The 20,381-nt window shown below is 72.5% G+C and carries 24 protein-coding genes; 15 read left to right on the top strand and 9 right to left on the bottom strand.

The features are described 5' to 3' along the window. Nucleotides 1–66 precede the first annotated feature (66 nt). The gene (locus tag IE219_RS27565) at nucleotides 67–987 is read left to right on the top strand and encodes a DMT family transporter (protein ID WP_189982340.1); all 921 of its coding nucleotides are present in this window, start codon (nucleotides 67–69) and stop codon (nucleotides 985–987) included. On the opposite strand, the gene IE219_RS27560 is transcribed toward IE219_RS27565, so the two are convergent. Together IE219_RS27560 and IE219_RS27555 are read right to left on the bottom strand one after the other, a co-directional pair. Further along, nucleotides 899–1,771 (bottom strand): LysR family transcriptional regulator, encoded by an 873-nt coding sequence (locus IE219_RS27560; protein ID WP_189982338.1) that lies wholly within the window; start codon nucleotides 1,769–1,771, stop codon nucleotides 899–901. The two genes, IE219_RS27565 and IE219_RS27560, sit on opposite strands and share 89 nt — an antisense overlap. After that, complete coding sequence (locus IE219_RS27555) at nucleotides 1,771–2,196, bottom strand: PLDc N-terminal domain-containing protein (RefSeq protein ID WP_189982337.1); 426 nt, start codon at nucleotides 2,194–2,196, stop codon at nucleotides 1,771–1,773. Before IE219_RS27555 ends, IE219_RS27560 begins: the two co-directional genes overlap by 1 nt. A 90-nt stretch (nucleotides 2,197–2,286) precedes the next feature. Between IE219_RS27555 and IE219_RS27550 the strand changes: the two genes are divergently transcribed. The 3 genes from IE219_RS27550 to IE219_RS27540 are packed head-to-tail and all read left to right on the top strand — an operon-like array spanning nucleotide 2,287 to nucleotide 5,351. Continuing rightward, nucleotides 2,287–3,744: a menaquinone biosynthesis decarboxylase gene (locus IE219_RS27550; RefSeq protein WP_189982335.1), complete on the top strand. Its 1,458-nt coding sequence runs from the start codon at nucleotides 2,287–2,289 to the stop codon at nucleotides 3,742–3,744. Further along, on the top strand, nucleotides 3,744–4,646 hold the full coding sequence (gene mqnP, locus IE219_RS27545) for a menaquinone biosynthesis prenyltransferase MqnP (RefSeq protein WP_189982333.1): 903 nt from the start codon (nucleotides 3,744–3,746) through the stop codon (nucleotides 4,644–4,646). The genes IE219_RS27550 and mqnP overlap by 1 nt, the downstream gene beginning before the upstream one ends. 21 nt (nucleotides 4,647–4,667) lie before the next feature. After that, nucleotides 4,668–5,351 (top strand): UbiX family flavin prenyltransferase, encoded by a 684-nt coding sequence (locus tag IE219_RS27540; protein WP_189982330.1) that lies wholly within the window; start codon nucleotides 4,668–4,670, stop codon nucleotides 5,349–5,351. On the opposite strand, the gene IE219_RS32350 is transcribed toward IE219_RS27540, so the two are convergent. Next, nucleotides 5,348–5,473, bottom strand: a complete 126-nt coding sequence (locus IE219_RS32350; RefSeq protein WP_268256866.1) for a hypothetical protein — start codon at nucleotides 5,471–5,473, stop codon at nucleotides 5,348–5,350. The two genes, IE219_RS27540 and IE219_RS32350, sit on opposite strands and share 4 nt — an antisense overlap. A 124-nt stretch (nucleotides 5,474–5,597) precedes the next feature. On the opposite strand from IE219_RS32350, the gene IE219_RS27535 reads away from it, so the two are divergent. Together IE219_RS27535 and mqnE are read left to right on the top strand one after the other, a co-directional pair. After that, entirely contained in the window at nucleotides 5,598–6,053 is a 456-nt protein-coding gene (locus tag IE219_RS27535) for an Lrp/AsnC family transcriptional regulator (RefSeq protein WP_189982328.1), read from the top strand. A gap of 90 nt (nucleotides 6,054–6,143) precedes the next feature. Then, nucleotides 6,144–7,307, top strand: a complete 1,164-nt coding sequence (gene mqnE, locus IE219_RS27530) for an aminofutalosine synthase MqnE (RefSeq protein WP_189982327.1) — start codon at nucleotides 6,144–6,146, stop codon at nucleotides 7,305–7,307. A 74-nt stretch (nucleotides 7,308–7,381) separates the two neighbouring features. On the opposite strand, the gene IE219_RS27525 is transcribed toward mqnE, so the two are convergent. Next, nucleotides 7,382–7,915, bottom strand: coding sequence for a GNAT family N-acetyltransferase (locus IE219_RS27525; RefSeq protein WP_189982325.1), 534 nt, complete (start codon nucleotides 7,913–7,915; stop codon nucleotides 7,382–7,384). Nucleotides 7,916–8,036: 121 nt separating this feature from the next. On the opposite strand from IE219_RS27525, the gene IE219_RS27520 reads away from it, so the two are divergent. Then, on the top strand, nucleotides 8,037–8,303 hold the full coding sequence (locus IE219_RS27520) for a DUF4229 domain-containing protein (RefSeq protein ID WP_189982323.1): 267 nt from the start codon (nucleotides 8,037–8,039) through the stop codon (nucleotides 8,301–8,303). Here IE219_RS27520 and IE219_RS27515 read toward each other — a convergent pair. Beyond that, a complete protein-coding gene (locus tag IE219_RS27515; RefSeq protein WP_229850072.1) occupies nucleotides 8,300–8,794 on the bottom strand; it encodes a GNAT family N-acetyltransferase in 495 nt (164 codons plus the stop codon). The two genes, IE219_RS27520 and IE219_RS27515, sit on opposite strands and share 4 nt — an antisense overlap. A gap of 259 nt (nucleotides 8,795–9,053) precedes the next feature. Further along, nucleotides 9,054–9,548, bottom strand: a complete 495-nt coding sequence (locus IE219_RS32010; RefSeq protein ID WP_229850062.1) for a hypothetical protein — start codon at nucleotides 9,546–9,548, stop codon at nucleotides 9,054–9,056. A 90-nt stretch (nucleotides 9,549–9,638) separates the two neighbouring features. On the opposite strand from IE219_RS32010, the gene IE219_RS27505 reads away from it, so the two are divergent. The 6 genes from IE219_RS27505 (at nucleotide 9,639) to IE219_RS27480 (ending at nucleotide 15,392) form a co-directional block, all read left to right on the top strand. Continuing rightward, on the top strand, nucleotides 9,639–10,469 hold the full coding sequence (locus IE219_RS27505) for a helix-turn-helix domain-containing protein (RefSeq protein WP_189982319.1): 831 nt from the start codon (nucleotides 9,639–9,641) through the stop codon (nucleotides 10,467–10,469). After that, the gene (locus IE219_RS27500) at nucleotides 10,466–10,669 is read left to right on the top strand and encodes a DUF397 domain-containing protein (protein WP_189982317.1); all 204 of its coding nucleotides are present in this window, start codon (nucleotides 10,466–10,468) and stop codon (nucleotides 10,667–10,669) included. Before IE219_RS27505 ends, IE219_RS27500 begins: the two co-directional genes overlap by 4 nt. A 73-nt stretch (nucleotides 10,670–10,742) precedes the next feature. Beyond that, a complete protein-coding gene (locus IE219_RS27495; protein WP_189982315.1) occupies nucleotides 10,743–10,934 on the top strand; it encodes a DUF397 domain-containing protein in 192 nt (63 codons plus the stop codon). A gap of 375 nt (nucleotides 10,935–11,309) precedes the next feature. Next, on the top strand, nucleotides 11,310–12,644 hold the full coding sequence (locus tag IE219_RS27490) for a dicarboxylate/amino acid:cation symporter (RefSeq protein ID WP_229850060.1): 1,335 nt from the start codon (nucleotides 11,310–11,312) through the stop codon (nucleotides 12,642–12,644). Between the two features lie 78 nt (nucleotides 12,645–12,722). Continuing rightward, nucleotides 12,723–13,388 carry a TetR/AcrR family transcriptional regulator gene (locus IE219_RS27485; protein WP_189982311.1) on the top strand — a complete coding sequence of 222 codons (666 nt, stop codon included), beginning with the start codon at nucleotides 12,723–12,725 and terminating at the stop codon, nucleotides 13,386–13,388. A gap of 153 nt (nucleotides 13,389–13,541) precedes the next feature. Then, on the top strand, nucleotides 13,542–15,392 hold the full coding sequence (locus tag IE219_RS27480) for an AMP-dependent synthetase/ligase (protein WP_229850058.1): 1,851 nt from the start codon (nucleotides 13,542–13,544) through the stop codon (nucleotides 15,390–15,392). 19 nt (nucleotides 15,393–15,411) lie between these two features. Here IE219_RS27480 and IE219_RS27475 read toward each other — a convergent pair whose 3' ends face one another. After that, nucleotides 15,412–16,077, bottom strand: a complete 666-nt coding sequence (locus tag IE219_RS27475; RefSeq protein ID WP_189982309.1) for a pyridoxine/pyridoxamine 5'-phosphate oxidase — start codon at nucleotides 16,075–16,077, stop codon at nucleotides 15,412–15,414. Between the two features lie 256 nt (nucleotides 16,078–16,333). Next, nucleotides 16,334–17,512: a thiolase C-terminal domain-containing protein gene (locus tag IE219_RS27470; protein WP_189982306.1), complete on the bottom strand. Its 1,179-nt coding sequence runs from the start codon at nucleotides 17,510–17,512 to the stop codon at nucleotides 16,334–16,336. Nucleotides 17,513–17,618: 106 nt separating this feature from the next. Here IE219_RS27470 and IE219_RS27465 point away from each other — a divergent pair, with 106 nt between their 5' ends. Continuing rightward, complete coding sequence (locus IE219_RS27465) at nucleotides 17,619–19,028, top strand: acyl-CoA dehydrogenase family protein (RefSeq protein WP_189982304.1); 1,410 nt, start codon at nucleotides 17,619–17,621, stop codon at nucleotides 19,026–19,028. Next, nucleotides 19,028–19,507 carry a nitroreductase family deazaflavin-dependent oxidoreductase gene (locus tag IE219_RS27460; protein ID WP_189982302.1) on the top strand — a complete coding sequence of 160 codons (480 nt, stop codon included), beginning with the start codon at nucleotides 19,028–19,030 and terminating at the stop codon, nucleotides 19,505–19,507. The genes IE219_RS27465 and IE219_RS27460 overlap by 1 nt, the downstream gene beginning before the upstream one ends. Nucleotides 19,508–19,638: 131 nt before the next feature. Here the strand turns inward: IE219_RS27460 and IE219_RS27455 are convergent, their stop codons facing one another. Then, nucleotides 19,639–20,286, bottom strand: a complete 648-nt coding sequence (locus tag IE219_RS27455; protein ID WP_189982299.1) for a TetR family transcriptional regulator — start codon at nucleotides 20,284–20,286, stop codon at nucleotides 19,639–19,641. Nucleotides 20,287–20,381 lie beyond the last annotated feature (95 nt).

Raw genomic sequence — 20,381 nt, 5'->3', positions numbered from 1 at the left:
GGGCATCGGCAGGACGCCCCGGCGGCGCGTGGACCGGGCCCGGGGCCCGTTCGTAGCGTCGGGGGCATGAGAAACGAGACCAGGGGAACCGTCGAACTGACCCTCGCCATGGTGCTGTCGGGCACCCTCGGCGTCTTCGTCGTGGAGTCCGGGGCGTCGCCCTTCGAGGTGGTGTTCTTCCGCTGCCTCTTCGGCGCGGCGGCGCTCGGCCTGTACAGCCTGGCGCGGGGCTACCTCACCGGGCACGGCTTCACCCGCCGGACCTTCGGCCTGGCGGTCCTCGGCGGGGCGTTCGTCGTCTTCAACTGGGTCCTCCTCTTCGAGGCGTACGCGGCGACCTCGATCTCGCTGGCCACGGTCGTCTACCACACGCAGCCGTTCTTCCTGGTGCTGCTGAGCGCCCTGTTCCTGCGGGAGCGGATCCCGGCGGGGAAGCTGGGCTGGCTGGCGGTGGCCTTCGCCGGGCTGGTGCTGGTGTCGGGGGTCCGGCCGGGCGACGCGGCCTCGCTGACCGGCCTCGGCTACGCGCTGGCCGCCGCCGTCCTGTACGCGCTGGCCACGGTCGTCACCCGGAGGATCACCGGGGTGCGGCCGCACCTGATCGCGCTCGTGCAGGTGGCGGCGGGGGTGCCGCTGCTGCTGCCCTTCGCCGACCCGGGCGCGGTCTCGGGGCTCGGCGCGGGCTGGGGCTGGCTGGCCGGTCTGGGCCTGATCCACACCGGCCTGATGTACGTCCTCATGTACGCGGCGTACGCCGAGCTGCCCACCGCGAAGATCGCGGTCCTGGCCTTCACCTATCCGGCGGTCGCGATGCTGGTCGACTGGGCGGTGTACGGGCACCACATCGGGCTCGTGCAGGCGCTGGGCGTGCCGCTGATCGTGCTGGCGAGCCTGCGGGTCACTCTCGGGCGAGCCGCCGCGCCTGCTCCACGAACAGCCGCACGTGGGCCGGAAGCCGCTTCCCCCGTCGCCACGCGAGCTGGGTGAAGAGGGTGAAGGGCGGCTCCCAGTCGAGGGCCGCAAGGGTCCCGGCGGCCAGTTCCTCCCGGACGGCGACGCGGGGCAGCAGCACGATCCCGAGCCCGGACGCGACGGCCCGCTTGCTCGCCTCGACGGTGCCGAACTCCAGGAAGCCGGGCCGCCACGGGGCCAGCTCGGCCTCGAAGAGGTCCCGGTAGGCGCAGCCCGGCTCGGTGCCGACGAGGGCGGTGCCCGCCAGGTCGGCCGTGGTCAGCGCGGTGCGGGCGGCGAGCGGGTGGCCGGGGGCGGCGACCAGGACGAGCGGTTCGGGCCCCAGGACCTCGGTCTCCAGTCCTTCGTACGAGGTCTCGGCCTCCATCAGGAACCCGAGGTCGTAGGTGCCCCGGCGCAGCGCCTCCCGGGCCGCGTCGCCGAGGGTGGGGCGCAGCGAGAGCCGGATGCCCGGGTGGCGGTGGTGGACGTACTCCAGGAGCGGCGGGAGCCGGTAGGTGGAGAGGGATTCCATGGTGGCGACGGAGATCGTCCCGGCCGCCTCCCCGGCGGTGACCGCCTCCCGGGCCTCCCCGGCGAGCTCGGCCATGCGGCGCGCGTAGGGCAGCAGCCGCTCACCGGCGGGGGTGAGCCGGATGTGGCCGCCGAGCCGGTCGAAGAGTTCGGCGCCGAGGGACGTCTCCAGGGCTCTGACCTGGGCGGTCACGCTGGACTGGGCGTAGCCGAGTTCGGCGGCGGCGCGGGTGAAGGAGAGGACCTCGGCGACCTTCTCGAAGGTCGCGAGGAGGCGCAGCTCCATCAGGCGCCCTTCTCCTCGCCGTCCTCCCGGGCCTCCCCGCCCTCGCGCCGCTTGAGCTCCTCCTCGCGGCGGCGCAGGTCGGCCTCCCAGTCCTTGAGGACGTCCTCGTCCTTGGGGGCGTCCTGGTCCCGGGGGGAGTCCCCGGCCCCGGGGGCGTTCCCGTCGCGCTTCCGCTTCTCCTCGGAGAGGTACTTCAGGAACTCGGGGTTGTCGTCGGGGGCGACCCAGCCGCCCCGCCCGGCGCGGCGGCGCTCCTTGCCTGCGGCGAGCCAGCCGATGGAGCCGACCAGCGGGAAGAGGAGGACGACGAGCACCCAGACCACCTTGGGGAGGTGCTTGACCTCGTCCTCGGGGGTGTTCAGGCAGTCGATGAAGGCATAGATCAGCAGCGCCAGCGGCAGGATGAACATCAGCGCCCTGAGCATGTGGGACAGCCCCCTGGAAGCGGTGGCGGGGGCGCGTCGAGGCGGCCCCGGTGACATGCCCAGCCTAGCCGGTGACCGATACTTGCCCGTATGGCTTACGACGATCTCCGCTCGCTGCTCAGGGCTCTGGAGCGTGAAGGCGACCTCAAGCGCATCAAGGCCGAAGTCGACCCGTACCTGGAGGTCGGGGAGATCGTCGACCGGGTGAACAAGGCGGGAGGGCCCGCGCTCCTCTTCGAGAACGTGAAGGGCTCCTCGATGCCCCTCGCGATGAACGTGTTCGGCACGGACCGGCGCCTGCTCAAGGCGCTGGGTCTGAAGTCGTACGCGGAGATCGGCGAGAAGATCGGCGGTCTGCTCAAGCCCGAGCTGCCGCACGGTTTCGTGGGCGTCCGGGAGGCATTCGGCAAGCTGGGCTCGATGGTCCACGTGCCGCCGAAGAAGGTGAAGCAGGAGGCGGCCCCGGTCCAGGAGGTCGTCCTGACCGGTGACGACGTGGACCTCGACCGGCTGCCCGCGCTCTTCACCTGGCCGAAGGACGGCGGCTCCTTCTTCAACCTGGGCCTCACCCACACCAAGCACCCCGAGACCGGCGTGCGGAACCTGGGCCTCTACCGGCTCCAGCGCCACGACAGGCGCACCATCGGCATGCACTGGCAGATCCACAAGGACAGCCGGAACCACTACGCGGTCGCCGCCGCGCGCGGTGAGCGGCTGCCGGTCGCCATCGCCTTCGGCTGCCCGCCGGCCGTGACGTACGCCTCGACGGCGCCGCTGCCGGGCGACATCGACGAGTACCTCTTCGCGGGCTTCGTGCAGGGCAAGAGGATCGAGATGGTGGACTGCAAGACGGTCCCGCTCCAGGTCCCGGCGCAGGCCGAGGTGGTGATCGAGGGCTGGCTGGAGCCGGGCGAGATGCTGCCCGAGGGCCCCTTCGGCGACCACACGGGCTTCTACACGCCGCAGGAGCCGTTCCCCGCGCTGAGGATCGACTGCGTGACGATGCGCAGGCGTCCGCTGCTCCAGTCGATCGTGGTCGGCCGGCCGCCGACCGAGGACGGGCCGCTGGGCCGGGCGACGGAGCGCTTCTTCCTGCCGCTCCTCAAGATCATCGTGCCGGACATCGTGGACTACCACCTGCCGGAGTCGGGCGGCTTCCACAACTGCGCGATCGTGTCGATCGACAAGAAGTACCCGAAGCACGCGCAGAAGGTGATGCACGCCATCTGGGGCGCGCACATGATGTCGCTGACCAAGCTGATCATCGTGGTCGACAAGGACTGCGACGTGCACGACCTGCACGAGGTGTCCTGGCGGGCGCTGGGCAACACCGACTACGCGCGCGACCTCACGGTCGTCGAGGGCCCGGTCGACCATCTGGACCACGCCTCCTACCAGCAGTTCTGGGGCGGCAAGGCGGGCATCGACGCGACGAAGAAGCTGCCGGAGGAGGGCTACACCCGGGACGGCGGCTGGCCGGACATGGTGGAGTCCGACCCGGCGACGGCGGCCCTGGTGGACCGCCGCTGGAAGGAATACGGACTCTGATGACCACGGCCGCGGTGCCGGGCGCGCAGCCCGGCCGCACGAAAGCCTTCCTCCGGCTGGTGATGATCGAGCACTCGGTCTTCGCGCTGCCCTTCGCGTACATCGCCGCGCTCACGGCGATGTTCCAGCTGGACCGGGAGATCCACTGGTGGACGCTGTTCCTGGTGACGGTGTGCATGGTGGGGCTGCGGACCTTCGCGATGGCCTGCAACCGGATCATCGACCGGGAGATCGACGCGCGTAACCCGCGCACGGCCGGCCGGGAGCTGGTGACCGGCGCGGTGTCGGTGCGCTCGGCGTGGACCGGGGCGGGCATCGCGGTGGTGGTCTTCCTGGGCGCCGCCGCGCTGCTGAACCCGCTCTGCCTGGCGCTCGCGCCGCTGGCGGTGGTGCCGATGGTGGTCTATCCGTACGGCAAGCGGTTCACGAACTTCCCGCACGCGATCCTGGGCCTGGCGCAGGCGATCGGCCCGGTCGGCGCCTGGCTGGCGGTGACGGGGGAGTGGTCCTGGGACGCGGTGATCCTGGGTCTGGCGGTCGGCGTGTGGATCGGCGGCTTCGACCTGATCTTCGCCTGCCAGGACGTGCGGGCGGACCGGGCGCACGGCGTGATGTCGGTGCCGGCCCGGTTCGGCATTCCGGCGGCGCTGTGGGGGGCGCGTGCCTCGGCGGTCGTCACCACGGGCCTGCTGGTCTGGTACGCGCTGGCGACGGACGCGGGCGCGTTCTTCTGGATCGGTCTGGTGATCGTGGTGGCGGCGTTCTGCTACGAGCACTCGATCGTGAAGCCGCACGACCTGTCGCGGCTGAACCGGGCGTTCTTCACGACGAACGGTTTCATCGGCATCAGCCTCTTCGTGTGCGCCCTGCTCGACCTGCTGGTCCGCGGGCTGACCCCGTAGTTCCGCGAGATGGAGGACGGCATGGAGGACGGCACGCGCACTCCCTGGGTGGTGGGGGTCTCCGGGGCGTCGGGGACGCCGTACGCCGCTTCGGTGCTGCGGGGGCTGCTGGCCGCCGGGGAGAGCGTGGACCTGGTGGTGTCGCGGGCCTCGCGGCTGACGCTGCTGGACGAGACGGGTCTCGCCTTCCGGGACGCGCACTGGCGCGACGACCTGGCGGCGTGGCTGGCGCGGGGCGCGGACGGGAAGCCGGACGCGTTTGCCGGGGTGGATGTGAGCGGGGTGCGGTACTGGGCGGCCGGGGACCTGGCCGCCGGTCCTTCGTCGGGGTCGTACCCGGCGAAGGGGATGCTGATCGTGCCGGCCTCGACCGCCGCGGTGGCGGGAGTGGCGCTGGGCCTGTCGAAGGACCTCTTGCAGCGGGTGGCGAGCGTGACGCTCAAGGAGCGGCGTCCGCTGGTGGTCGCGGTGCGGGAGACCCCGCTGAGCGGGCAGACGCTGAAGCAGATGGTGGCGCTGGACGAGGCGGGCGCGGTGGTGCTGCCCGCCTCTCCGGCGTTCTACGCGGGGGCGACGCACATCCAGGATCTGGTGGACTTCGTCGCGGGGCGGGCGCTCGACGCGGCGGGGGTGCCGCACGAGCTGTACCGCCGGTGGCGGGGGGAGATCGGAGGAGGAGCTCCGGGGGTTCCCCGTGCCGGTTAGCGCTTCTTGGGGGCCTTCTTGGCGGCCCGCTCGGAGGCGGAGGCGGACTGGTGGGCACGCGAGCGGTTGGCCAGGTCCTGCAGCTCGCGCATACGGGCGTAGGCCATCTCGATCGTGTACACGGTGTTCTCACTCCTGAAAGATCGTCTTTGATCTGCTGAAAGATTCGCAGGGTGTTTCCCCTGCATGCCTTAGATTCTACACCTAAACTTGCGGTATCGCTGGACAATGGAAGGTCGTATACCTATGGACGCCGTGGACAGGCAGCTCATCCAGGCCCTGCGCGAGAACGGCCGCGCCTCGTACGCCGAGCTGGGCCGGCTGGTCGGGCTCTCCGGCCCCTCCGTCACCGACCGCATCAACCGCCTGGAGGCGGCCGGGGTCATCACCGGCTACCGCGCCACCGTCGACTCCGCCTCGCTGGGCCTGGGCGTGACCGCCCTCATCGGCATCTCCCTCTCCGACGCCGCCGACCACGAGGACGTGGCCCGCCGTCTGAAGGACCTGGCGGAGATCGAGGACTGCTGGTTCATCGCCGGTGACGACTCGTTCATGCTCAAGGTCCGGGCCAGTGACGTGGACGGCCTGGAGAAGACGATCCGCCGTCTCTCCGGCACCCGGGGCGTCTCCCGCACCCGGACCACGATCGTGCTCTCCACCAAGTGGGAGAACCGGGTCGGAGAGCTGCCGGAAGAAAGCTGACGCGAAGCGTCAATGGGGGTCCCCCCGCCCGGAGGGTGGGGGAGTACGGTGGGGGAAGTCTGATTTCGGATACATGGGAGGCGGCCGGAGATGGACGCTGGGCTCAAGCGGGAGCTGGAGCAGAAGGTGCTGGCCGGTGAGCGGCTGAGCCGCGAGGACGGCGTGGCGCTCTACGACTCCGACGACCTCGCCTGGCTCGGCGGGCTGGCCCACGAGGTCAGGACCCGCAAGAACGGCGACGTGGTCCACTTCAATGTCAACCGGCATCTGAACATGACCAACGTCTGCACCGCCTCCTGCGCCTACTGCTCGTTCCAGCGCAAGCCGGGCGAGAAGGACGCGTACACGATGCGCATCGAGGAGGCCGTCCGCCTCGCCAAGGCGATGGAGGGCGAGAACCTCACCGAGCTGCACATCGTCAACGGCCTGCACCCCAACCTGCCGTGGCGGTACTACCCCCGGTCGCTGAGCGAGCTGAAGAAGGCGCTGCCGAACGTCTCGCTCAAGGCGTTCACCGCCACCGAGATCCACCACTTCGAGACGATCTCCGGGCTGTCGGCCTCCGACATCCTCGACGAGCTGATCGAGGCGGGCCTGGAGTCGCTGACCGGCGGCGGCGCCGAGATCTTCGACTGGGAGGTCCGGCAGCACATCGTGGACCACCGCACCCACTGGGAGGACTGGTCCCGGATCCACCGGCTCGCCCACGAGAAGGGGCTGAAGACCCCCGCGACGATGCTGTACGGGCACATCGAGGAGCCGCGCCACCGCGTGGACCACGTGCTGCGGCTGCGGGAGCTCCAGGACGAGACGAACGGCTTCCAGGTCTTCATCCCGCTGCGCTACCAGCACGACTTCGTGGACGTGAAGGACGGCAAGGTCCGCAACAAGCTCCAGGCCCGCACCACGATGGCGACCGGCGCCGAGGCCCTGAAGACCTTCGCGGTCTCCCGGCTCCTCTTCGACAACGTGCCGCACGTCAAGGTCTTCTGGGTCATGCACGGCGTGCAGACCGCCCAGCTCGCGCTCCAGCACGGCGCCGACGACATGGACGGCTCGGTGGTCGAGTACAAGATCACGCACGACGCCGACAACTACGGGACGCCGAACAAGCTGACCCGTGACGACCTGCTGGAGCTGATCCGGGACGCGGGCTTCCGGCCGGTCGAGCGGAACACCCGGTACGAGATCATCCGCGAGTACCCGGGTCCGGACCCGGAGCGCCGCGAGTCGCCCCAGGCGATGCGCGTCTGACGCGCGCCTTGTCGTACGGCCGCAGGGCCCGGCGGGAGACCCCCGCCGGGCCCTGCGCGCGTCCCGGTGCGGGGTCAGCGCAGGGGCAGCAGCATGAGGATCTCGTCGCGGTCGTCGCCGGGGGCGACGCGGAGGGCGTCGGGGATGCGGCCGACCTCCTTGTACCCGGCCTTCGCGTAGAAGGCGTCGACGCCGGTGCCGCCCCGGACGCCGAGGCGGATGGCCTCGATCTCCCCGAAGCCGGGGGCGGTGCGGGCGGTGTGCTCGACGGCGGCCATGAGGTCGCGGCCGTACCCCCGGCCCTGGTGCTTGGGGTGCACCATCACCGTGTAGAGCCACACCCAGTGGGTCATCAGGGGGTGGTCGTTGAAGGCGTAGAAGGCGGTGGCGGCGACCTCACCCTCCTCGTCGCGGCCGACGAGGAGGCGGTGGGTGCCCTGGACCATGCCGGTGAGGTGCCGGAGCAGGGCGGGGCGGATGGCGTCGGGGGTGACGGGCGGGACGAAGCCGACGGCGCCGCCGGCGTTGGAGACGTCGGCCCAGAGGGCGAGCACGCCGTCGGTCAGGGACCGGTCGACCGCCGGGTCGACCTCGAAGGTAAGGGTCATTCTTCTATTTTATCTATTACCTCTGGGGGTGCTCAAGGCGGGGCGGCCGTCGCGTGTTTCACTGGACGGGGCTCTCGTCCCGTTTGAGAAGGTTCGGAACGTCGGAACGGAAGAGTGGGTCATGCTCCGCTACTCGCTGATGCGGCTCGGCATCTTCGCCGGATGCTTCTTCGCCCTCTGGGGCCTCGTCTACGTCGGCGCGCTCCCGCGCGGCCTCGGCGACTCCAACCTCCTGTGGGTCCTCGTCCTCTCCATCGTGGTCTCGGCCCCCCTCAGCTTCGTGCTGCTGCGCAAGCAGCGCGACGCCCTGAGCGCCGAGATCGTCGAGAAGGTGGACCGCGCCAAGGGCCGCCTGGACGCCAACCGCGCGAGCGAGGACGCGGCCTAGGCTCCGCTCACTCCCGAGGGCCCGGCGAACCCGGACGCCGTCGCGTCCATCAGCAGTTCGTCGCACACCTCCCCGAACCAGTAGCCGGCTTCCCGCAGCCTCCCGGCGTGCCGGAAGCCGGCCCGCTCGTACGCCGTCACGGCCGCCGCGTGCGGCGCGAGCACCCTCAGCCACACCATCCGCAGCGCCGCCACGTGGAACGCGTAGTCGAGCGTGAGCCGCGCCGCCGCCGTCCCGAGGCCGCGCCCGCGCGCCCCGCCGCCGATCAGGACGGCGAACTCGGCGGTGCGGACGGCGTCGTCGGGCAGCAGCGTGCTCACCCCGGCGGGCACCGGCCCGCCCCCGGCCAGGTCGTAGACCGTGAACCGGATGTTGGCCCCCCGCAGTTGGTGCGCCATCCCCTCGGTACGGGACTCCAGGGAGGCGGGGACCTGGCGGCCCTGGCCGACCATCGCCACCGGGTCCTGCTCCCAGCGCCAGTACGTCTCCACGAGATCCCCCCGATAGGGCCCCAGGCCGCAGGTCGGGGTGGTGAGCCAGAGGTCGGGGTCCGTGCCGGTCATGGGTGCTCCCGGTCGTGAGGGGGTGGGGTGGGTCGGGAGTTCTCCCATTCCTCGAACCAGAGGTCCAGGAACTTTCGCCATCCGGCCGGGGAGCGGTCCCGGGGGGTCGGTGCCGGGGGTGCGGGGGTGGTTCGGTGGGGGTCGGTGGGGGAGGGGTCGGGGGCCGGCGTCTCCATGGGGCGGGTCCTCAGGGGTGGGGGAGTTTGGGCGGGGTGTGGGGGTGGTTCCTGATCTCCACCGAGCAGTCCGTCGCCGCCGACCAGTCCGGGGACGGGCCCTCGCGGAGTTCGGCGCGGCGGCGGGCCAGCAGGGCGCAGGGGGTGCAGCCCTCGGCCGGGGCGGGGTCGGCGTCCGTCCCGGCCGTCAGGACCACCGGGCCCGGGTCCGGGCGGAGTTGGTGCGCGTCGCCGTCCAGTCGCAGCGGCCGCACCGGCGTGCTGAGGACCCGGATCCGCTCCCACTCTTCCGGTGTCGGCGGCCGCAGTCCGTCCCCCGGCGCGTGCCACCAGCCCCCGCCGCCCGGCGGCACCAGGCGCACCGTCCCCGCCTCGTGCGCCGTGACCCTGCCCGCCCGCGCCCCCGAGAAGCGTGTGTCGATCACGAACACGCCTACGTCCGGGAGGACTTGATTCGTCTGTTCGACGCACTCGATCTGCTGGATCTGCTCGGTCTCGTCCCGCACGACCGCTCCTCTCCGTAGCATTCCGACCAGGAGCTCTCAGGGTGACTGGGAGTCAGTGATCCTTTCAACGTTCCAGGGAAGGACGAAAAGTTGGCGAACATCAAGGAGCTGGACCCCAGCTCCTCTCCCCGGGCCGCCTACGGGGCACTTCTGCGGAAGCATCGGGACGAACAGGGCTTCTCCCAGGGGCAACTGGGCCGCCGTATGGGGTACTCCTCCACCCACGTCTCGTCCGTGGAAACCGCCCGCAAAATGCCGACCTTGCATTTCTCGCGCATGGCGGACACCGCGCTCGGCACCGGGGAGAAGTTCCAGAACGAGTGGAGAAAGCTGCGCTTCGGCATCCTGCTGGAGGACTTCCCGGACTTCGTCCAGCACGAGGGCAAGGCCGTGGAGATCCGGCTGTACGAGATCGGGATCATTCCGGGGCTCGTCCAGACGCCGGAGTACGCGCGTTGCCTCGCAGACAGTGCCGCACGGCGAGGGTCGATCACGTCCAGGCAGGCGGACGATCGAGTCGTGGTGGTGGAGGACCGGCAGAAGGCCCTCATGCGCCCCAAGCCCCCGGTGATGCTGGTCGTCATGGATGAGAGCTGCATCCGCAGGGAGGTGGGCGGTCCGGAGATCATGGGTGCCCAGCTCGACCGGCTGCTGGAGTTCGCCGACCAGCCGAACACCGTGCTCCAGATCGCCCCCTTCTCGATAGGGGAACGCCGCACATTCAACCTCCCCGTGACCCTGCTGACGCTGCCGGACCTGTCGGTTCTGGCGTACGGCGAGTCGCAGATTCGCGGGTACCTGGAGCGTGAAACTGCGTCCGTGCTGGACCTGTTGAGGGACTACCATCAGCTTCAAGCCGAAGCCCTCCCTCACGCGGCCTCGGTGGATCTGATCCGCGAGGTACGAAAGGCCCACCAGTGACGACCGACTCTCCGCAGTGGTTCAAGTCCTCCTACAGCGACAACGGTGGCCAGTGCGTGGAGACCGCTGCCAACCTCGTCGCTTCGCACGGCGTCGTCCCGGTCCGCGACTCGAAGGTTCTGGCCGGCCCGGTCGTGACCGTCGGCGCCCCCGCGTTCGCGTCCTTCCTCGAAGGTGTCAAGAACGGCATGTTCGTCTGACCCTCTCGAATGGCTGATTGCGGCGGCCCCCGCCCCCTTCTCCGGAAGGGGACGGGGGCCTAGCCTTTTTCGCATGACCGACTCACCGCAGTGGTTCACGTCCTCGTACAGCAACAACGGCGGCGCATGTGTTCAGGTCGCCCTCAATCTCGCCGCCGCGCGCGGCATCGTGCCCGTCCGGGACTCGAAGGTGCCCGACGGACCGGTCCTGACCGTCGGCGCCGGCGCCTTCGCCTCCTTCGTCCGGGGCGTAAGGGCTGCGTAAGGTTCCTCACAGATCATCCGCCCCTGGCGGGAGCGCCACCGCTCCGGCCAGGGGCTTTTCACGATCCGGCCAGCCCTCGCTGGGGCTGGCCGGTAATCGATCTCAAAGAACACCTTTGAGGTTCTCAAAGTTCAAGTGTTAACGTATCGGCCATGACGACAGCAGAGCGCCTCTCCGACGCCCCGGGCATCCCGCTCGTGGCGCGCCTGCACGTCGACCTCTGCCGCTGTATGTCCGCGGCCTGTTGTCGCCGCGCTTCCTGAGGTCTGCCGCCCTTCCGGCAGCATGCAGCGGCCCCGCGCGCGAGCGCGCGTCTCGTGGTGCCGCACCCCCGTCCCCCGTATTCCCCCCGATACGCACCAGTGGAGTGTGTCCGTGTCCGCGTCCGCGTCCGCCACCGAGGCCAAGCCCTCGTCCCGGATACCCAAGATCCCCTTCTGGGCCCAGATCGTCGCCGGTCTCGTCCTCGGCGTCCTCCTCGGCTGGCTCGCCCGCAGCCAGGACATCGGCTGGCTGAAGGAGACCCTCGGCCAGGTCGGCGGGATCTTCATCCAGCTCCTGAAGCTGGCCGTCGCCCCGCTCGTCTTCTTCGCGATCCTCGTCTCGATCACCAACCTGCGGAAGGTCAACAACGCGGCCCGGCTGGCCGCGCAGACCCTCGTCTGGTTCATGATCACCTCGCTGATCGCGGTCGCCATCGGCCTCGCGATCGGCCTCATCACCAGCCCCGGCTCCGGCAGCGGCCTCACCCCGGCCGACGGCAAGGCGCCCGAGCACCAGGGCAGCTGGATCGACTTCCTGACGGGCATCGTCCCGACCGACGTCATCACGCCCTTCACCGAGCTGAACGTCCTCCAGATCGTCTTCATGGCCGCCGTCGCCGGCATCGCCGCCCTGAAGCTCGGCGAGAAGGCCCAGCCGATCCTCACCCTCTCCGAGTCGATCCTGGAGCTCCTCCAGAAGGCGCTGTGGTGGGTCATCCTCCTCGCCCCGATCGGCACCGCCGGCCTCATCGGCCGCGCCATCGTCAACTACGGCTGGGACCTGCTCGGCCAGTACGCGACCTTCACCATCGACATCTACGTCGGCTGCGCCCTGGTCCTCTTCGGCGTCTACCCGCTGCTCCTCGCCACGGTCGCCAAGCTCAACCCGGTCCAGTTCTTCAAGGGCGCCTGGCCCGCGATCCAGCTGGCCTTCGTCTCCCGCTCCTCCGTCGGCACCATGCCGGTCACGCAGCGGGTCACCGAGCGCCTCGGCGTCCCGAAGGAGTACGCCTCCTTCGCCGTCCCGTTCGGCGCCACCACCAAGATGGACGGCTGCGCCGCGATCTACCCGGCGATCTCCGCGATCTTCATCGCCCAGATCTTCGACGTGCAGCTCGGCATCAAGGAGTACCTGCTCATCGCCTTCGTCTCGGTCATCGGCTCGGCGGCCACCGCCGGTCTGACCGGCGCGACGGTCATGCTGACGCTGACCCTCTCCACCCTGGGCCTCCCGCTGGAGGGCGTCGGCCTGCTCATGGCGATCGACCCGATCCTCGACATGATGCGCACCGCCACCAACGTCGCCGGCCAGGCGCTCGTCCCGGTGCTCGTCTCCGCCCGCGAGAAGATCCTCGACCTGACCGCGTACGAGAACGCCTCCGCCTCCCCCATCGAGGAGAAGCAGCCGGCCGCCGTCCAGGAGAAGGCGGTCGCGGCCGCGGCCTGACCCCCTCCCGCACCCCGGTGCCCCTCCGTGCCCCTCGCCCCCGTCCGGGCGGGGGGCACGTAGGCTTTCCCGGGGCCGATGGATGATCTTGGAAGGCGGAGGGTGCGCGTGGCGGGGACCAGGAGACTGCCGCGGGCCGTGCGGGAGCGGCAGATGCTCGACGCCGCCGTGGCCTGCTTCGCCCGGCACGGCTACCAGGCCGCCTCCATGGACGAGATCGCCGAACTCGCCGGGGTGTCCAAACCCCTGGTGTACCTGTACCTCAACTCCAAGGAAGACCTCTTCACCGCCTGCATCCGGCGGGAGGCGCACGCCCTGCTCGCCGCCGTCGCGGAGGCCGTCACCGACACCGCCGCCCCGCCCGACGAGCGGCTCTGGGCCGGGCTGCTCGCCTTCTTCGGGCACGCCGCCGAGCACCCCGACGCCTGGGCGGTGCTCAGCCGGCACGCCCGCACCCAGGGCGAACCCTTCGCGACCGAGGCGTTCCGGATGCGGGACGAGATCACCGCCTTCGTCGCGGACCTCATCGGGGAGGCGGCGCGCGCCGCCCACGGGCCCGCCGACTTCGTCGGCCGGGACGTCGCCGCCCTCGCCGAGGCCCTCGTCGGCTCCGCCGAGTCCCTCGCCACCTGGGCCAACGGGACACCGGACGTCACCGCCCGGGAAGCCGCGGCCACCCTCATGAACTTCGCCTGGTCCGGCCTCGGGAACCTCATGAAAAACGAGCGCTGGTCTCCCCGCTGACCCGTACGGCACAGTAAGGTTACCGCCAGTAAAGTTACCGGCCGGTCAAGACGGGTTTCCGCCGTCCTCGCCCGGCGGTCCCTTCGCGTTTCCGCACCTCAGCTCCACGACGTACGACCTTTTTCGTTCATCGCGCCGACCGAGGAGCCACTCGTGCCGTCCGCCCCCCTGCTCACCCGCGCCGACGGCCGGGTCCGCGAGGTCTCCGTCCCCGCCCTCGTCCCCCGCGTCGCCCGCGGCTCACTCGCCGACCTCCCGTACGACAACGCCCGCCAGGACCCCGACGCCGCCGTCTTCTCCCGCAAGAACCCCGACGGCACCTGGTACGACGTCACCGCCGCCCGCTTCGCCGCCGACGTCCACGCCGTCGCCAAGGGACTCGTCGCCCACGGACTGCGCCCCGGCGACCGGCTCGCCGTCATGGCCCGCACCACCTACGAGTTCACCCTCCTCGACTTCGCCGCCTGGGCCGCCGGACTCGTCACCGTGCCCGTCTACCCCACCTCCTCCGCCTTCCAGGTCCGCTGGATCCTCCAGGACTCCGGCGCCGTCGCCTGCGTCGTCGAGGACGCCGACCAGGCCCGCCTGCTCTCCGCCGAGCGCCGCCACGTCCCCGGCCTCGCCCACCTGTGGGTCCTCGACGCCGGCGCGGTCGAACAGCTCCGCAGGGCCGGACAGCGGGTCCCCGACGAGACCGTCACCGCCCGCCGCGGCCTCCTCGCCCCCGAAGCCCTCGCCACCCTCGTCTACACCTCCGGCACCACCGGCCGCCCCAAGGGCTGCGCCCTCACCCACGCCAACTTCTTCGCCGAGGTCGACAACGCGGTCAAGCTCCTCCACCCCGTCTTCGCCCCCGAGGGCGGCGAACCCCCCTCCACCCTCCTCTTCCTGCCCCTCTCGCACGTCTTCGGCCGGATGGTCTCCATCGGCTGCGTCCGGGCCCGGGTCCGCGTCGGCCACGCCCCCGCCGTCGAGGGCGACGCCCTCCTCGACGACCTCGCCGCCTTCCGCCCCACCTTCCTCCTCGCCATCCCCCACGTCATGGAGAAGGTCTACGACCGGGCCCGCGCCACCGCCGAACGCGCCGGGAAGGGCGCCGCCTTCGACCGGGCCGCCCGCACCGCCCGCCGCTTCGGCCGGACCGGAGACCCCTCGCTCTCCGTGCGGGCCGCCCGCGCCCTCTACGACCCGCTCGTCTACCGCCGGATCCGGGCCGCCCTCGGCGGCCGGGTGCGGTACGTCATCTGCGGCGGCTCCCCGCTGGGCGTCCGGCTCGCCGAGTTCTTCCGCGGCGCGGGCGTCGAGGTCTTCGAGGGGTACGGCCTGACGGAGACCACCGCCGCCGCCACCGTCACCCCGCCGCTCGCCCCGCGCACCGGCACCGTCGGCCTGCCGCTGCCCGGCACCGCCGTCCGCGTCGCCGACGACGGCGAGGTCTGGCTCGCCGGCCCGCACGTCTTCGCCGGCTACTGGGACGGCGCGCGCGGCGCCTCCGTCCCGTACACCGACGGCGGCTGGTTCCCCACCGGCGACCTCGGCTCCCTCGACGACGACGGCTACCTCACCATCACCGGCCGCAAGAAGGACCTCCTCGTCACCTCCGCCGGGAAGAACGTCGCCCCCGGGCCGCTGGAGGACCGGCTGCGGGCCCACCCGCTGGTCGCCCAGTGCATGGTGGTCGGCGACGACCGGCCGTACGTCTCCGCCCTCGTCACCCTCGACCACGAGGGCCTCGCCCACTGGCGGCGGATGCGGCAGAAGGACCACCTGGCACTGTGGGAACTGACCCGCGACCGCGAACTCCTCGCCGTCGTCCAGAAGGCCGTCGACGACGCCAACCGGCTCGTCTCCCGCGCCGAGTCGATCCGCGCCTTCCGCGTCCTCACCACCGGCTTCACCGAATCCTCCGGCCACCTCACGCCGTCCCTGAAGCTCCGGCGGCGCGCGGTGCTGCGGGACTACGCCCGGGAGATCGACGAGATGTACGGGGCGTACGCCGAATAGCCGAACAGCCGAACAGGCGTCAGGGCCAGAGGAGTTCGCGGACCCAGGAGGTGTCGCCGTCCTCCCGGGGGCGGCGGTAGCGGAGGCGGACGTGGCGGCGGCGGGCGTCGCCCTGGAAGAACTCCACCTCGTCCGGCTCCACCACGTACAGCGTCCAGGTCGGCACGTCCGCGTCCGGCTCGGCCCCGGCCCGCGCCCAGGCCGCCTCGCTCGCCCCCGCCAGGGTCGCGGGGGAGTCCAGGACCTCGCTCTGGCGGCCGGTCAGCGCGGCGGCGAGCGCGCCGGTGGTGCGGGCGTGCAGATCCGCGTACGCCTCCGCGCGGCTCGCGGTCACGACCCGGCCGCGCACCCGGACCTGGCGGCCCCGCACCGGCCAGTAGAAGCCGAGTGCCGCCTCCGGCCGGGCCGCGAGCTGACGGCCCTTCGCGCTGGTGGCGTGCGAGGCGAAGTGCCAGCCCCGGTCGTCCGCGTCGTGCAGCATCACCGTGCGGACGTCCGGCCGGCCGTCCGCCCCCGCCGTCGCGAGCGAGGGCGTGTGCGGCTCGGCCTGCCCGGCCGCCACCGCGTCGAGGAACCACGCGCGAAACAGCGGCAGCGGGTCCCCGGGCGCGGTCGCCGGATCGAACGCGGGCAGCTCGGTGTCCCAGACCCGCAGCCCGCGCAGGACCTCGTGGAAGTCACTCATGGGGCGAGCCTAGGGGGTGCCGGTTCCGGGGGCGGGCGGGCGGGGCGGCGCGGGCGGGCGCGGGTGGGCGTGTCCGTTTCCGGCGCGGCCGGGTGGGTGCGGTGCGCCCCGGGGCGGCGCGGGCGGGCCGGGTGCGGCCGGGGCCGGCCGGGCGGGAACGCCCGGGCCGGGGGCGGGGCAGGCGGGCGGGGGTGTCCGGGCCGGGGCGGGCGGTGCCGGACGCCGCTTCCTCGTACGGGGGCAGGCGCGGGCGGTCTCAGGTGCGGCCGAGGAGGACCGTGCCGGAGGAGCAGAACCAGCCGCCGGTGCCGGAGGCCAGGGCCACCTCGGGGAGGCCGCCGTCCGGGCGGCGGACCTGGAGGCCGGGGGCCTCGCCGCGTAGCTGGCGGACCGCCTCGACCAGCAGGAAGAGGCCGCGCATGCCGGGATGGCAGGCGGAGAGCCCGCCGCCGTCGGTGTTGACCGGCACCGCGTCCTTCTCCGCGAAGTACGCCCCGCCCTCGCCCTTGGCGCAGAAGCCCAGGTCCTCCAGGGTGACCAGGGTCATGTAGGTGAAGGCGTCGTAGATCTCGGCGACGTCCACGTCGGCCGGGGTCAGCCCGGCGCGCTCGAAGGCGAGCCGGCCGCTGACGGCGGCGGGGGAGACCGTGAAGTCCTCCCACTCGGACATCGTGGTGTGCGAGACGTGCTCGCCGGTGCCCAGCACCCAGACCGGCGCCTTGCGGGTGTCCGGCACGTACTCCTCCGCCACCAGCAGCACCGCGCAGCCGCCGTCGCTGCGGATGCAGCAGTGCAGCTTGGTGAAGGGGTCGGCGATCATCGGCCCGGAGAGGACCTCGTCGACGGTGACCGGCGTGCGGAACATGGCCTCGGGATTGAGGGCGGCGTGCGCGCGGGCCCGGACGGCGACCTCCGCGAGCTGCTCCAGGGTGGTGCCGTACTCGTGCATGTGGCGGCGGGCGGCCATCGCGTACTTGGCGACCAGGGTGTGGCCGTGGGGGACCTCGAACTGGAGCGGGCCGCGCGCGCCGAAGGAGAGGTTGGAGGTGCGGCGCCGGGCCCTGATGTCGGCGCGCGCGGTGGAGCCGTACACCAGCAGCACCGCGTTGGCGTGCCCGGCGGCGATGGCGTCGGCGGCGTGCGCGGCCATCACCTCCCAGGTGGCGCCGCCGACGGCGGTGGAGTCGGTCCAGGTGGGGCGCAGGCCGAGGTACTCGGCGACCTCGACGGGGGCCAGGGTGCCGAGTCCGGCGGAGGCGAGGCCGTCGATCAGGGAGCGGTCGAGGCCGCTGTCCGCGAGGGCCCGGCGGGCGGCCTGGGCGTGCAGCGCGTACGGGGTGGCCTCGTCGACCCGGCCGCAGTCGGAGAGCGCGACGCCGGCGACGGCGACCCGGCGCCGGGCGGGCGGGGGCGGGGTGGTGCCGTGGACGGTCATAGATCTGACGGTACATCAGATTCTTTCGATCGGGACCCGCGTCTCTCTGGGCAACGCGCCTTCCGCCGCCCTAGCATGACGGACCGTCAGATACGGAGGGAGCCCCATGGAAACCGCCGAAGACGCGGACGCCGCCGCGCTCACCGAGGAACAGCGGGAGATCCGCCGCACCCTGCGGGCCCTGCTCGCCCGGCACACCACCCGCACCCCTGCCGCCGGGACCGCCACCGACGGGTCCGCAGGCTCCGGGTCCGCAGGCTCCGGGGCCGCCGCCGCAGGGTCCGCTGCCGGGTCCGCCGCCGGGACCGCCACCGACGGGTCCGCTGCCGGGTCCGCCGCTGCCGGGTCCGCTGCCGACGGGTCCGCCGATGGCCGGGCCGCAGGTGCCGGGGCCCCGGACGGCGGCGACGCCGGGCCCGGGGGCCGCGAGGCCGGACTCTGGGCGCGGATGGCCCGCGAGCTCGGGCTCGCCCGGCTCGGCCTCCCCGAGGAGTACGGCGGCACCGGCCGGGGCACCCCCGCCCTCGTCCTCGCCTGCGAGGAGACCGGCCGCGCCCTCGCCGCCTCCCCGCTCCTCGCCACCCGCGTCCTCGCCGCCCCCCTCATCGCCGCCCTCGGCACCCCCGCCCAGCGCGCCGACCTGCTGCCCCGCATCGCCGGGGGCGACCTCACCTGCGCGCTCGCCGCCCCCGGCGGCTCCCTCGCCCACGCCCTCGGCCTCACCGGCGACAACACCACCGGCGCCTGGTCCGGCGACGGCCGGGCCGGCGGCATCCAGGCCCGCCCCGACGGCGACGGCGACGGCTGGCTCCTCTACGGCGAGGCCGGACAGGTCCTCGACGGACACAGCGCCGGACTCCTCCTCGTCGCCGCCCACACCGGCGGCTTCGCCCGCAGCCGCACCCTCCTCTACCTGGTGCGCGCCGCCGACGCGGGCCCCGGCCTGGTCCGGCTCCCCGACCCCGGCCTCGACCCCACCCGGGCCCCCGCCACCGTCCAGCTCCGCGACGTGCCCGCCGTCCTCCTCGGCGAGGACCCCGCCGACCCGGCCGCCGTCCTCACCGCCCTCGCCGCCACCGGCCGCACCGCCGCCGTCCTCCTCGCCGCCGAGGCCGCCGGAGCCGCCCGGGGCGCCCTGGAACACACCCTCGGCCTCGCCGAAGGCCCCGGCTCCCCCCGGACCGGCCCCGACGGCCCGGCCGCCCGGCACCGGCTCGCCGAACTGGCCGTCCAGGTCGAGACCGCCCGCACGCTCGCCCGCTGCGCCGCCCTCGAACCCGGCCCCGGACCCGCCGCCGGCCCCCTCGCCCTCGCCCAGGCCCTCGACGCCCTGCGCGCCGCCGCCGGAGAGGCCGTCCGCGCCGAGACCGCCCGGCCCGGCGCCCCCGGCCGGGACCGGGGCGCCCACCGCTACTTCCGCCGCGCCGCCGCCGACGAACTCCTCTTCGGCCCCGCCGGACGCCTCCGCGCCCGCGCCGCCGAACGGACCGGACTCCCCGGAGAGGCGGCCGCCTGATGTCCCCCTCGACCGGCCGGAGAATCGTCCAGAAGGTCTCCTCCACCCGGACCTTCGCGAAGATCGCGCCGCACCTCATCCCCGCCCTCGACAAGGCCGTGCACCGCCTCAGCCGGGGAAAGACGCTGCTCAGCGCCCAGATGCTGCCCGGCGTCGTGCTCACCGCCAAGGGCGCGCGCAGCGGGCAGGCGCGCACCACGCCGCTCGCCTGCATGCCCGAGCCCGACCGGGGCACCTGGCTCCTCGTCGGCTCCAACTTCGGCCGCCCCGGCCACCCCGCCTGGACCGCCAACCTGCTCGCCCACCCGGACGCCGAGATCAGCTGGAAGGGCGAGACCATCGCGGTGCGGGCCGAACGGCTGACGGGGGAGGAGCGGGCGGCGGCCTGGACGGCGGCCCTCGCCTTCTGGCCGCCGTACGCCTCCTACCAGGCCAGGATCGAGCGCGAGATCCGCCTCTTCCGGCTCACCCGCAGATGACGCCCGGGGGCCCGGAGCCGTACCCGCGCACGCCCCCGGACACGACGACGCCGACGGCGGCCCGCCCCCGCACGGGGGACCGGACCGGCGTCGGCGTCGACGACAGGACGGGCGGAGAGGGCTCGTCCGCGCTATCTCACCGGCTTCTTGCCGGTGATGCCCAGGTGGACCAACAGGGCCAGGTTCGGCTTCAGTTCGGCCTGCTTCACGCCCCAGGTGGTGAAACCCTTCTGGTGGCCGGCGACCGACGCCAGCATCGCCACCAGCGAGCCCGCCATCGCCGCCGCGCTGACCTCCTTGTCGACCCTGCCCTTGGCCTGGAGCTCCTTCACCGCGTCCGTCAGGGAGTTGGTGACCGAGTTCAGGATCTTCATACGGATCTTGTAGAACCGCTTGTCGCCCTCGGCGGCGCCCAGGTCCACGACCCGCAGGATCGCGTCGTGCCGCCGCCAGAAGTCGAGGAAGCCGTCGACGAGGTCCTCGGAGGTCTGCCAGGCCGCCTTGCCGACCCAGGAGCGGCCGGAGACCAGCTCGGTCAACCCGGCGCCCTCCTTCGCCATTTCCTCCGCGAGCTCCAGGACGGCGCCCTCGACGTCCGGGAAGTACTGATAGAACGTCGCGGGCGAAGTACCCGCCTTCCGGGCCACGTCGATCACCTTGACGTCCCGGTACGGCGAGGAGCTCAGCATCTCACCGAGGCAGTCGAGCAGCTTCTGCCGCGTCGCCTGGCCGCGTCGTCCGGCCACGCGGCCGTCGACGGTGCGTACTTGTCCTGTCATGCCGTCAGCTTACCGAGGGCGGATCAGCGCGCGATTCGGCCGACTGCAAATGGGGTGCACCCCGTTCCCCGAGGTCGGCGGGGGTGTCCCCGGCG

This window comes from Streptomyces termitum (assembly GCF_014650175.1).
Lineage (GTDB): Bacteria > Actinomycetota > Actinomycetes > Streptomycetales > Streptomycetaceae > Streptomyces > Streptomyces termitum.
This window is presented reverse-complemented; position numbering and strand designations above follow the sequence as displayed.

What these genes read in the sequence shown, in the direction of transcription:
- IE219_RS27495 (WP_189982315.1), top strand. Translation starts at nt 10,743, where the DNA reads ATGACCGACTCACCGCAGTGGTTCACGTCCTCGTACAGCAACAACGGC.
- IE219_RS27470 (WP_189982306.1), bottom strand. Translation starts at nt 17,512, where the DNA reads ATGACCGTCCACGGCACCACCCCGCCCCCGCCCGCCCGGCGCCGGGTC.
- IE219_RS27535 (WP_189982328.1), top strand. Translation starts at nt 5,598, where the DNA reads ATGGACGCCGTGGACAGGCAGCTCATCCAGGCCCTGCGCGAGAACGGC.
- IE219_RS27485 (WP_189982311.1), top strand. Translation starts at nt 12,723, where the DNA reads ATGGATGATCTTGGAAGGCGGAGGGTGCGCGTGGCGGGGACCAGGAGA.
- IE219_RS27560 (WP_189982338.1), bottom strand. Translation starts at nt 1,771, where the DNA reads ATGGAGCTGCGCCTCCTCGCGACCTTCGAGAAGGTCGCCGAGGTCCTC.
- IE219_RS27550 (WP_189982335.1), top strand. Translation starts at nt 2,287, where the DNA reads ATGGCTTACGACGATCTCCGCTCGCTGCTCAGGGCTCTGGAGCGTGAA.
- IE219_RS27520 (WP_189982323.1), top strand. Translation starts at nt 8,037, where the DNA reads ATGCTCCGCTACTCGCTGATGCGGCTCGGCATCTTCGCCGGATGCTTC.
- mqnE (WP_189982327.1), top strand. Translation starts at nt 6,144, where the DNA reads ATGGACGCTGGGCTCAAGCGGGAGCTGGAGCAGAAGGTGCTGGCCGGT.
- IE219_RS27455 (WP_189982299.1), bottom strand. Translation starts at nt 20,286, where the DNA reads ATGACAGGACAAGTACGCACCGTCGACGGCCGCGTGGCCGGACGACGC.
- IE219_RS27525 (WP_189982325.1), bottom strand. Translation starts at nt 7,915, where the DNA reads ATGACCCTTACCTTCGAGGTCGACCCGGCGGTCGACCGGTCCCTGACC.
- mqnP (WP_189982333.1), top strand. Translation starts at nt 3,744, where the DNA reads ATGACCACGGCCGCGGTGCCGGGCGCGCAGCCCGGCCGCACGAAAGCC.
- IE219_RS27565 (WP_189982340.1), top strand. Translation starts at nt 67, where the DNA reads ATGAGAAACGAGACCAGGGGAACCGTCGAACTGACCCTCGCCATGGTG.
- IE219_RS27475 (WP_189982309.1), bottom strand. Translation starts at nt 16,077, where the DNA reads ATGAGTGACTTCCACGAGGTCCTGCGCGGGCTGCGGGTCTGGGACACC.
- IE219_RS27555 (WP_189982337.1), bottom strand. Translation starts at nt 2,196, where the DNA reads ATGCTCAGGGCGCTGATGTTCATCCTGCCGCTGGCGCTGCTGATCTAT.
- IE219_RS27460 (WP_189982302.1), top strand. Translation starts at nt 19,028, where the DNA reads ATGTCCCCCTCGACCGGCCGGAGAATCGTCCAGAAGGTCTCCTCCACC.
- IE219_RS27465 (WP_189982304.1), top strand. Translation starts at nt 17,619, where the DNA reads ATGGAAACCGCCGAAGACGCGGACGCCGCCGCGCTCACCGAGGAACAG.
- IE219_RS27540 (WP_189982330.1), top strand. Translation starts at nt 4,668, where the DNA reads ATGGAGGACGGCACGCGCACTCCCTGGGTGGTGGGGGTCTCCGGGGCG.